The sequence below is a fragment of the Streptomyces durocortorensis genome (assembly GCF_031760065.1).
Lineage (GTDB): Bacteria > Actinomycetota > Actinomycetes > Streptomycetales > Streptomycetaceae > Streptomyces.
In genome coordinates, this window is sequence record NZ_CP134500.1 from 4,745,808 (window position 1) to 4,756,598 (window position 10,791).

Below are 10,791 nucleotides of genomic sequence, written 5' to 3' on the forward strand. Positions count from 1 at the left end.
ATTCGGAAGCAGTTGCCACCCCCTGGAGATCAGCCACTTCACCTCTGACGGGTGAGGTGCGATACGCCTGGTCCAGGATGCCCGTTGTCTGCCGACCCACCTGCCGGCGCGACCGAGAGGCCACCTGCACGGCAAGGGCGGGCCCGGCTCTGCCGGCCGGACCCGCCCCCGCCCGGCTACCGCCCGCTGAGCTGCGGCACCCCCCTGCATGCGGTCGTGCAGGGGCTGTTGACGCCGGGAGACGAGTCCTTGGGGCTCAGATCCTGTACCTCGGCGCTCACGCCCTGTGTAGAGGGTACGAGGGCGAACGATACGAACCGGGGCTTGTAGATACTGGGGTCCCTGTAGTGGGCCCCGTCCTCCCCCACGGTGGCATCAAAGCTGTTGACGTTGTAGGAGAGGGTCCACCGGCTACCGGATGACAGGTCTCTGTGCACATGGGCGTTGTAGGCGAATATGTTCCCGTCGCCATAGCTTCCCCACAGACCGACCTCGGGCATCATGTAGACAACGTCCCGGCCGGGGTTGTTCCTGAACCCGGTATAGGGGTTGCAGGATGCCCACAGGCGAACTCTCTGGCTGAAGGCCTCTGTGCTGTCCTGGCTGACGAGCACGAACGAGTTCCCCCACTTGGTGACACTGAACTCATTGGCCACACCCGTCAGGTTGGTCGTGCCCAGCGACTCCTTGCCCAGCCACGCCTTCCTGCCGTCGTTCAGGAACTCCCACTTGTAATCCTTGTTGAGGTCGGTCCCCTTGATGCGCGCTACCCTCATGCGCTTGTTGGTCGGGGCGTCCTCGATCCCGTAGACGTAGGTGTACCCGTCTCCGCTCTCACTTGCGGGAACAATGGCCGCCCCCCACTGCGTGGGACTCAGTCTCGGTACGACAGGGGAGGACGGGATGTCCTTCACCTGGGCCGGCCTGGTGAGGTCGTTGAGATCGAAGGTGGCCACGATCGTCTTCTCCAGCCTGAACCCCCAGAGGTCGTCAGGGTCATACCGGTGCCACTGGTGGAAGATGATCTGTAGGCGCTTTGTCGGGCGCAGCTCCCCCTCAAGCTGTACATCCGAGATCATCCCGTCACCGAGCCAATACCACCTGGTGGGATCGTTGTCCAGGTCGGTCATGAGGGAGCGCGGATTCTCCTTTGTCCCGCCGGTGACGGTCTTCAGGCTGTCTCCGTCCTGAATGACAAAGGAGTTGTTCACGAACGGGGCGTTCACCGGTCTGGTGCCGTCCTTGTTGAGCGGCCCCAGGAACGTGTCGGAGAATATGTACAGCAGTCGCCCGTCCGGAAGGCGTACCGAGTAGGTGGAGTCGCCGCCGGTCCACCCGTCAGGGGTCTTCTTCGCGTATTCGTTGAGCTGCTGCTCCGGTGGGGCCTTCGGCTCGACCTGCTTGGCCTCCGGTATCTCCACGTCGAGGCACGTTCCGGAGGGGGCGACCTTGGCGTACTGCGCGATCTTGCTGGCGAATCCCGGCTTCTCGTCCATGCCGCAGAGCCTGTCGACGTCTTTGGTCATGTTGTAGGTGATCTTGGACGAGGTGGACCATTCCCGTGACACGCCGAGTTCTATGCCGATCTCCAGCTGATTCTTCGCACCAGCCGTGAGCTTGCCTTCCCAGCCGAGGCTTTCGGAGCCGCCGGCCGAGTTGTCCCGGTTCCACGCGTCGACGGTCGACTTCGTGCAGTGGTCTTGCTCATTCATTCCTACCCAGTCCGGCCGCTGAACCCGGTCCTTGTAGTCGTCGTATTCGTCGCCGCCCACGTGGTCGGAGCCGCCGGTATGCCCGCTGGGTTCCCATACCGTCCAGACGGCGGCCTGGTCCTTGCTCTGGTACACGCACTGGTACTTCTTGTACCGGATCTCCACCAGGTACTTCCGTGGCCAGCCGACGGGTTCCCATACCCCTTCGATGCCGCTCTTGATCTCGACCGCCTTGGACGCCGACCAGCCTCCGAAGCTGACCGCACCCTCGTACTTGGCGCTTGCCTCCGAGGTGAACGTCATGCCGCCCTTGCCGTCACCTACCGGGTAGGTCTCACCGATGTTCGACCACACATCGGCGCTCCTTATGAAGGTCTTCGTCGAGCAGTGCGGAGGGGTTTCAGCAGCGGCACTCGCAACTCTGGGCGATGACGTACGGGATTTCAGGTTCTTTGGTGAGGGCGTCTGTAGGGTGACCTCGATGAACTCGGGGCGGGCCTCGTCGCCTGGTTGTATCCTTTCTCCGCCATGTCCTGGTGTCGTCCGTGTATCCGCCCACGGGATCACGCCGGGATTGGAGCCCGTGTACTCCACGGATGCCCCGGTGTAGGCGAATTTATCGGCGCCGTTCTTGCCCGGAATCCTGATGGTCAATGACAGTGTCACGATATTTCTGTCATTGATGTAGTCCGGGTCGGTTATGTCGTCGATGTCGAGTTTTACCGCGAACTCGTTCTTGTGGGTTTCGAACTCGGCATCGGGGAAGGGCAGCTGGCTTACCGTGTCTCCTGGCTTGAGTTGCCCGACCGTTTCGGGGTCGGGGTCGGCGGAGAGCTGGAACTCGGCGCCCTTGAGTGTCTCCTCACCGATGACCCGCCCCGTGAGGGCGACCGGCCCGTCAGGCTTGAAGGAGATCGCGTCCGGTTCGTCCCTGCCGGTCTTCCCCGCCGCATCCGTCTTCCGTGATGCCGGGGACAAGTCCGAGATCTGTACGGCCCCTGCGTTCTGTGTTCCCGTTCCGCAGGCGGTAAGGGAGAGTGCGGCGGCGATGCCCAGAGTTATGGGCATGCGGAGCCGGCGCATGAGTGATTTCACGTTCGCCCCGTCTAGTGCTGTTCGGTACCCGTGTGACCCGTGTGACCCGTGTGACCTGTGTGACCCGGGTGCATTACGGGGGCAATCGAACGCTCGACGGGTGGTGAGCGTAATGATCAAACAAGCCAACGTCTGGCCTGTATCCCGGTGTTGGCGCAGCTGGTAGACCCTGCGAACGCCGGTGGAGCCCAGCGTGATCGACACCGCGAGGTCGACCGTGCGCTACCCCCCGGTCGCGGGGGCTTCGGGCTGAATCCGCCTGCGCGGCGAACTCAACCAGGGCTGGATGAAGGCCAGTTCGGACCCTGGCGCCGTCTTCGGGGGGACCACGCACCGAACCACTGCTCGGCGCCGAACTCCTCGAACCGCTCCACCTCGGTGAAGCCCAGCTTCTCCGCGAGGCGTATCGAGCGGGCGTTGGCGGTCTGGGTGCAGAGCACCACCGGTTCGCCGGGCAGCGCGTCGGCGAACCAGCCGAGCGCCGCCGCGCACGCCTCGGCGGCGTACCCGTGGCCCCAGGCGCGGGGCAGGAGAAGGTAGCCGATCTCGGCCTCTTCGCCATCGGGGCGCAGCCGGCCCGGGCGGTTCGCGTCGCGCCGGTCGAGGGTGACCGTGCCGATCATCGTCCCGTCGAGATCGATCACGAAGAGGCCTGGGCGCTGTCCGGGCACCTCGGGCATCACGCGGTCGAGCTCGGCGCGGGGGCGGGCGCCGCCGAGGTAGGTGTACACCTCCGGCGAGGAGAACAACTCGACGAACGTCGTACGGTCCCGGGACTCGGCGGTGCGGAGCACGAGGCGTCCTGTCGGTATCGGGGCGGGCGGCCAGGCGATGGGTCCGAGGGCGGTCATGGCCGTCAACCTACCGAAGGAGGGCCTCAGTCCGTCCGGCCCGCCACCGCTGCCCGGTAGAGCCGCAGATCGCTGCGGCGGACCTGGCGCACCCCCGCCAGGTCCTCGTGCGGCTCGGCGTGGCAGCACGGGGGCCGCTCCGGTGTGCGGGCGGTCGGTTCGGGGCACCGGAGCCGGTACCAGGGCTGGAGCGGCAGCCAGAGGAGCCCGTACAGCCAGCGCAGCACCAGGCGGCGGAAGCCTGGGCGGCCCGCGTCGGGCAGCCGGATCACCCGGACCCCCATGATCAGCTTTCCGGCGCTCGCCCGGACGACCATGGTCAGCAGCACCTGGTTGGCGAACGACAGCACGATCAGCTGGGCGACCAGCAGGGCGACCGCCCGCCCCGTCCCGCCGGAGTCCAGACAGGACCGCACCAGCAGCCCGACGGCCAGCAGACACAGATAGCAGTCGAGCCCGACCGCGAGATAGCGCCGCATGTCACCCGTGCCCCTGGGTATGCGGGGCTGCCCGTGGAGCCCGGGAGCGGGGCGTGCCGGGGGGTGCGGATACCCGGGATATTCCGGGCGCCACGGCTTCGTCATGGGGGCATCATGACTGATCGTCAGGCGAAGTGTCCCTGTTCCTGACGGGTAACTCCCGTGCCCCCACGTTGTTTTACAGCACTCTTACGTTCTGCTTGCTTTCGGGAGACATGGCGCCCGCGCCGCCCGGGGCGCTGCGTGGACAGCCCTCGAAGATCATCGGTTGATGCGGGACAATCGGGGCCCACGAGCCGCCCACGGAAGGTCTTGATCAGATGCCGGTCATTCCCGACCCCGCCCGTATGCCCGAAGCTTCCCATCGGGTCATCGAGCCGCTCTACGCCGAGATCCTGCGGCGGAACCAGGGCGAGCAGGAGTTCCACCAGGCGGTCCGCGAGGTCCTGGAGACGCTCGGCCCCGTACTGACGCGGCGTCCCGAGTTCGTGGATGCCCGCATCATCGAGCGGATATGCGAACCCGAGCGCCAGCTGATCTTCCGGGTGCCGTGGTCGGACGACTCCGGCGACATCCACGTCAACCGCGGCTTCCGGGTCGAGTTCTCCAGCTCGCTCGGTCCGTACAAGGGCGGGCTGCGCTTCCACCCCTCGGTCAACCTCGGCATCGTGAAGTTCCTCGGCTTCGAGCAGATCTTCAAGAACGCCCTCACCGGCATGCCGATCGGCGGCGGCAAGGGAGGGGCGGACTTCGACCCCAAGGGCCGCTCCGACGCCGAGATCATGCGGTTCTGCCAGTCCTTCATGACCGAACTCCACCGCCACCTGGGTGAGTACACCGACGTCCCCGCCGGTGACATCGGCGTGGGCGGCCGCGAGATCGGCTACCTCTTCGGCCAGTACAAGCGGATCACCAACCGTTACGAGTCCGGCGTCCTCACCGGCAAGGGCCTCGGCTGGGGCGGAGCACAGGCCCGTACGGAGGCCACCGGCTACGGCACGGTCCTGTTCACCGCCGAGATGCTGCGCAGCCGGGGCGAGTCGCTGGAGGGCCAGACCGTCGCGGTCTCCGGCTCCGGCAACGTGGCCGTCTACGCCATCGAGAAGGCCCAGCAGCTCGGCGCGACCGTCATCACCTGCTCGGACTCCGGCGGTTACGTCGTCGACGAGAAGGGCATCGACCTCGCCCTCCTCAAGGAGATCAAGGAGGCCGGTCGCGGCCGGGTCTCGGAGTACGCCGAACGGCGCGGCACACACGCCCGGTTCGTCCCCGGTACGGGGGTGTGGTCGGTTCCCGTGGACGTGGCCCTGCCCTGCGCCACGCAGAACGAACTGCACGAGGCCGACGCGCTCGACCTCGTACGCAACGGGGTCAAGGCGGTCGCGGAGGGCGCCAACATGCCCACCACCCCGGAGGCGGTCCGGGTCTTCCAGGAGGCGGGCGTCGCCTTCGCGCCCGGCAAGGCGGCCAACGCGGGCGGGGTGGCGACCAGCGCGCTGGAGATGCAGCAGAACGCGTCCCGGGACTCGTGGAGCTTCGCCCACACCGAGGAGCGGCTGGCCGAGATCATGCGGCACATCCACGACTCCTGCCACACGACCGCCGAGCGTTACGGGAGCCCCGGCAACTACGTGGTGGGCGCGAACATCGCGGGCTTCGAGCTGGTCGCGGACGCGATGCTGGCGCAGGGGCTGATCTGACCGGACGCGAACGCGGCGGAGTGAACTCGCCGTCGCCGTGACGGCAGCGGCCCCAGGGGCTGTCGCCGAGCTGCCGACCGCCCTCGCCGCGGCGCGGCCACCGCCCTCCCGAACCTCCGTATCGGCCGGGCCGATGCGGAGGTTCGGGAGCTTCCATGGGCGATGTGTTGTGGCGGGGGGCGGGGCGGCCCAGGCTGGGCGGTGCAAGCCGAGCAGAATCCGTGGAGGTGCGTCGTGGTCCAGGACGACCGAGAGGGCCGTTTCGCCGTGGTCATCAACGATGAGGAGCAGTACTCGATCTGGCCGGAGGGGCGCGAAGTACCGGCGGGCTGGCGAGGTACGGGCGTCAGCGGGTCCCGGGAGGAGTGCCTGGCCCACGTGGACGAGGTCTGGGTCGACCAGCGGCCGCTGAGCGTCCGTCGGGCCGGTTAGCCGGTTGGCCGGCCGAGCGGCCGGGGAAGTCGGGGAAATCGGGGCCGGGCGGTCCGTGGCCGGTGCGACCGTGCGCCGGTGGTGGTCAGTGCTCCTGGGGCAGCCAGCCCCGCTGGGTCGCACGGACGCCCGCCTCGAATCTGCTGCGGGCCCCCAACCGGTCCATGAGACCCGTCGCGATGCGCCGGGCGGTGCGGTGCGAGACGCCGAGGCGCTTGGCTATGCCCTCGTCCGTGTGCCCCTCGGCGAGCAGTCGCAGGGCCGCGGCCTCCTGCCGGTCGAGTTCGCTCTCCTGGCGGCGGGGCTCCTCGCCCAGGGGGCGCGAAGCCTCCCAGACGGTTTCGAACAGGGTGCAGAGCGCGGTGAGCATGCCCGTACCCGTTCCCGTACCCGTGACGACCATCGCGCCCTTGCTGCTGTCCCCGCTGTCGAGCGGGATCACAGCTGTCGACCGGTCGAGGATGGTCATACGGAGCGGGAGCTCGCCCACCGTGCGGACCTGACCGCCCATGGCGGTCAGCCAGTTGGCGTGGGCCATGCTGGCCGCGCAGTTGCGGAAGCTCTCCAGATAGATCGTCCGCAGCGTCACACCGCGGCCCAGCAGCTTCTCGTTGAGCGGCCGAGCGGACGCCCTGTTCTCCTTGGTCTGCGCCCCTCCCGGGGCGAAGGCCATCACCTCCCGCCGCACACCCTCCGTCAGGAGGGCCAGCCGGGTCCGGATCTGCGTCACATCGTCCAGGTGCTCCACGCTGACCGGGCCGCCGGCCGGACGGCGGTCGGCGTACTCGGATATCAGCTGGGAGGCCGCGGTCCTGGCGGCGGTGATGCGCTGCCGCTGGACGGCGAACTCGGCCTGCCTGCGGGCCAGCAGGTAATCGAGCCCGAGCTCGGGGCTGACGGCCCGCGGCGGTTGCGCGGAGCCGGTGGAAGGCTGGAGCAGTGACAGTTCGGCCAGTCTGTCCCAGGCCGCGCGGACGGCGTCCTCGGAGAGATCAAGATGACGCGCGAGCGCGGTGACGCCGTCCTGAGGGTGCTCCAGCATGGCCCGGTACACCGCTTCCGTGTGCGTATCCAGCCCCAGCAGTTCCAGCATCGCTCAGTTCCCCGTTCCAGCGGTATCGCTCCGTCGTCCTTCTGCTACGGCACGGGGGCGGCCCGCTGACAGGCCGTTCAGTGACTCGGTGGCCGCTTTGGGTCATGACCCAAAGCGGCCCGCCGATTCCCTTCCCCCCAAGGTTCACCAGCGGCGATGCTACTTCGAGGCGGACGGGTCCGCCAGGAAACACCTCTCAGTCGCAACCGTTCTCCGTGGATTCACCTGCCGAAAGGACGCCGATCATGCTCCATGCCCGTATCGCCAAGGCTGCTGCTCTCACCGTGCTCGCCGCCACGGCGCTGCTCGCACCCGCCGGCGTGATCACCGCCACCGACACCGCCGAAGCGGCCGTCTCCGCGTCCGCCGTCAAGGCGGAGGGGACCGCGTCCGCCGATGTGCCCCGGGCGGACATGGGCTGGCAGTGATACCGGTGGATCTGAGACAGCTCACCACCTTTCACCGTGTCGCGACGCTGCTGAGCTTCACCCGGGCCGCAGCCGAGCTGAAATACGCACAGTCCAGCGTCACCGCCCAGGTCAAGGGGCTGGAAGTGGCCTTGGGCGTCGAGCTCTTCGAAAGGCTGCGGGGCGGCATCCGGCTCACCCCCGCCGGGGAGCGGCTCGTTCCGTACGCGGAGCGGATCCTGTCTCTCGTCGACGAGGCCCGGGACAGCACCACCGGCTGGGCGGAGCCCTCCGGGGTGCTCACCGTCGGGACGACCGAGAGCCTCACCTCGTACCGCATGCCGCCGGTGCTGGAGTTCTTCCACCACCGCTACCCACTGCTCCAGCTCGCGTTGCGGCCCAGCCAGTGCGCTCAGACCTGTGAGGCGCTGCGGCAGGGCGCCTTCGACATGGGGTTCCTCATGGAGGCGGACACGGAGCACCCGGGTGTGCAGACCCAGGTGCTGGGGCGGGAACCGCTGGTCGCGGTCGCCGCGCCCGGCCACCCCCTCGCGTCGGTGCGCCGGGTGAGCACGGGGGAGCTGCGCGGTGCGCGGGTCCTGGCGCCCGAGGCGGGGTGCGCGTACCGGGGAATGCTGGAGGCCGAGCTCAACTCCGGCGCCGCACGGTCCGTACAGCTGCTGGAGTTCGGGAACATCGAGTCGGTCAAGCGCGGACTCGCGGCCGGTCTCGGGGTCAGCGTGCTGCCCGAGATGACGGTGTCCGACGCGGTCGCCGCCGGAACCCTGGCGGTCCTCGACTGGGAGCCGCCGTTCGAGGTGTACACGCAGATCGCGTGGCGCCGGGGCCGTCGGCTCACCCGGGAGATGCGGGTGTTCCTCGACCGTACGGTCCAGTTCATGGCACAGGACCGGCCCCAGCTGCAACTGGTGGGCTGAGCGGGCGCCTTGCAGCGGCTGCCGTGATTCTCAGGACCGGCCACCGGCACGCCTTCGGCGTGCCGGTGGCCTTTCGCGTTCACAGGTGCCCCTTGGCGACCAGTGTCTCCATGATCTGGAGGGCGTTGAGCGCGGCACCCACCCGGAGGTTGTCGGTGACCAGCCAGAGCAGGAAGCTGTTCGGGTTGGTGGGCGAGATCCTGATCCGGCCCAGATGCAGATGGTTCGGGTCGCCGAGGGTGGCAGGGGTGAGGATGTCGCCGTGCATCCCGTCGCCGTGGACGGTCACATCAGGCAGCCCGCCCAGCAACAGGCACAGTTCCGCACGGTCCACCGGCTTCAGGCACTCGACCCACATCGCCGCGGAATGGCCGTTGACCACCGGGACCCGGACACAGGTCGCCGTGATGTCGAGGCCGGGCAGGCCCAGGATCTTGCGGGACTCCTGGAGCAGCTTGCGTTCCTGGAGGGTGAAGCCGTCGTCCAGCACCCGGCCGATCTGCGGCACCACGTTGAAGGCCAGCCCGGGCGAGAACTCCTCGGCGGGCATCGTCGCCTGGGGGTCCTGGAGGGCGAGCCGGGACGCCTCCTGAAGCTCCTCGATGCCGGAGTGACCGCTGCCGGACGCCGCCTGGTACGTACTCACGGAGATCTGCCGCACGCCCCAGCGGCGCTCCACGTCCCGGACGACACGGACCAGCGGGATCGTGACGGAGTTCGGGTTGGCGATCACCCCGGCCGCCGGGCGGCGGTCCAGCTCCGCGGAGTTGACCTGCGGGACGACCAGCGGGACGTCAGCGCTCATCCGGAAGGCGAAGGTGTTGTCGATCACCAGGGTGCCGTGGGCGACCGCGACCGGCACCCAGGCCCTGCTGACGGCGTGCCCGGCGGAGAAGAACACCACGTCCGCGTCGCCGAAGTGGAAGCCGGTCAGCTCGCCCACCAGGTACTCCCGGTCCCCGACCCGGATCTCCCGCCCGGCCGAGCGCGCGGAGGCCAGGAGGTGCAGTGCCCGGTAGCGCAGCCCCCGGTCCTCGATGACGTCGAGCAGGGTGCCGCCCACCGCGCCGGTCGCGCCGACGACGGCGATGCGCGGGGCAAGGGGGTCGTCGACCAGAGGCATGGGCATCGCCGATCGAGTAGGGCGGTGGACGGGGTCCGGGGCAGTGGCCTTCCGGACGGTCGGGCTGAGCCGAGTGGGGGAATCCGGGGGGAGCGAGGGGCTGATCATCCCCCCGCGCGGGTCCGGCCGGCAATCGGCGGCACATGCGGATCGCCGATGGCTTCCATTGGTGCCGCCGATCGGGGGCGCAGCTGATCGGAATCACCGAAGCCGACGATCGGATCTGCCCGTCGGGCCGACGTTGACCCCGCCGTTTCGTGTGGCGAAGGGTGGAGGACGGAACGGTCCCGGGCGACCGGGAGTTCGCCGATCGAATGGGTGGGTTGATGCAGCAGGCCGTCAAGGTCGTCGGAATCGGAGGGTCCTCCCGGCCGGGTTCCACGGCGGAGCGGGGACTCCGTGTCGTGCTGGCCGAAGCGGCCCGGCTGGGTGCGGACGTCAGCCTGATCGCCGGCGCCGACCTGGTGATGCCCCTCTACGATCCGCGCGCCGCGTCCCCGGAACCCCGGGCACGGCGCATGCTGGCCGCGATCGCCGGGGCCGACGGGGTCGTCCTCGCCAGCCCGGCGTACCACGGGACGGTGCCGGGGCTGCTGAAGAACGCCCTGGACCACATCGAACAGCTGCGGGACGACGAGCGGCCGTATCTGACGGGGCGCGCCGTCGGCTGCCTGGCCGTGGGGCAGGGCTGGCAGGGCGCGGTGACCACCCTGGCCACCCTGCGGGACGTGGTGCACGCGCTCCGGGGCTGGCCGACACCGCTGGGTGTGGCGCTGAACAGCGCGACGGCGGGGTTCACCGCGAGCGGCGAGTGCGACGACCCGCACATCCAGCGGCAGTTGAACGAGGTCGCCGCCCAGGTCGTCGAGTTCGGCGAGGCGCACCGGGCGCTGCGGGCCGCGGCACCCACCGCGCGGGCCGCCGTACCCACATCACTCACAGCACTCCAGGCGCGGTGACC

General features: G+C 68.9%; 10 protein-coding genes. 5 read left to right on the forward strand and 5 right to left on the reverse strand.

The features are described 5' to 3' along the window. Window positions 1-176: 176 nt before the first annotated feature. From RI138_RS21275 to RI138_RS21285, 3 genes are all read right to left on the reverse strand, one after another. Entirely contained in the window at window positions 177-2,807 is a 2,631-nt protein-coding gene (locus RI138_RS21275; protein ID WP_311121188.1) for a hypothetical protein, read from the reverse strand. Window positions 2,808-3,079: 272 nt separating this feature from the next. Then, window positions 3,080-3,658 (reverse strand): GNAT family N-acetyltransferase, encoded by a 579-nt coding sequence (locus RI138_RS21280; RefSeq protein WP_311121189.1) that lies wholly within the window; start codon window positions 3,656-3,658, stop codon window positions 3,080-3,082. A gap of 26 nt (window positions 3,659-3,684) precedes the next feature. Further along, window positions 3,685-4,137, reverse strand: a complete 453-nt coding sequence (locus RI138_RS21285; RefSeq protein WP_311121190.1) for an RDD family protein — start codon at window positions 4,135-4,137, stop codon at window positions 3,685-3,687. A 320-nt stretch (window positions 4,138-4,457) separates the two neighbouring features. Between RI138_RS21285 and gdhA the strand changes: the two genes are divergently transcribed. Together gdhA and RI138_RS21295 are read left to right on the forward strand one after the other, a co-directional pair. Beyond that, complete coding sequence (gdhA, locus tag RI138_RS21290) at window positions 4,458-5,837, forward strand: NADP-specific glutamate dehydrogenase (protein ID WP_311121191.1); 1,380 nt, start codon at window positions 4,458-4,460, stop codon at window positions 5,835-5,837. A 234-nt stretch (window positions 5,838-6,071) separates the two neighbouring features. Beyond that, window positions 6,072-6,269: an MbtH family protein gene (locus RI138_RS21295; RefSeq protein ID WP_311121192.1), complete on the forward strand. Its 198-nt coding sequence runs from the start codon at window positions 6,072-6,074 to the stop codon at window positions 6,267-6,269. A gap of 85 nt (window positions 6,270-6,354) precedes the next feature. Here RI138_RS21295 and RI138_RS21300 read toward each other — a convergent pair whose 3' ends face one another. Further along, window positions 6,355-7,362 (reverse strand): helix-turn-helix transcriptional regulator, encoded by a 1,008-nt coding sequence (locus tag RI138_RS21300; protein WP_311121193.1) that lies wholly within the window; start codon window positions 7,360-7,362, stop codon window positions 6,355-6,357. A 245-nt stretch (window positions 7,363-7,607) separates the two neighbouring features. Between RI138_RS21300 and RI138_RS21305 the strand changes: the two genes are divergently transcribed. Further along, on the forward strand, window positions 7,608-7,790 hold the full coding sequence (locus tag RI138_RS21305; protein WP_311121194.1) for a hypothetical protein: 183 nt from the start codon (window positions 7,608-7,610) through the stop codon (window positions 7,788-7,790). Window positions 7,791-7,795: 5 nt separating this feature from the next. After that, the gene (locus RI138_RS21310) at window positions 7,796-8,707 is read left to right on the forward strand and encodes a LysR family transcriptional regulator (RefSeq protein WP_311121195.1); all 912 of its coding nucleotides are present in this window, start codon (window positions 7,796-7,798) and stop codon (window positions 8,705-8,707) included. A gap of 79 nt (window positions 8,708-8,786) precedes the next feature. On the opposite strand, the gene RI138_RS21315 is transcribed toward RI138_RS21310, so the two are convergent. Next, window positions 8,787-9,836 (reverse strand): aspartate-semialdehyde dehydrogenase, encoded by a 1,050-nt coding sequence (locus RI138_RS21315; protein ID WP_311121196.1) that lies wholly within the window; start codon window positions 9,834-9,836, stop codon window positions 8,787-8,789. A 320-nt stretch (window positions 9,837-10,156) separates the two neighbouring features. Between RI138_RS21315 and RI138_RS21320 the strand changes: the two genes are divergently transcribed. Beyond that, window positions 10,157-10,789 (forward strand): NADPH-dependent FMN reductase, encoded by a 633-nt coding sequence (locus tag RI138_RS21320; RefSeq protein ID WP_311122964.1) that lies wholly within the window; start codon window positions 10,157-10,159, stop codon window positions 10,787-10,789. The last annotated feature ends 2 nt before the right edge of the window (window positions 10,790-10,791 follow it).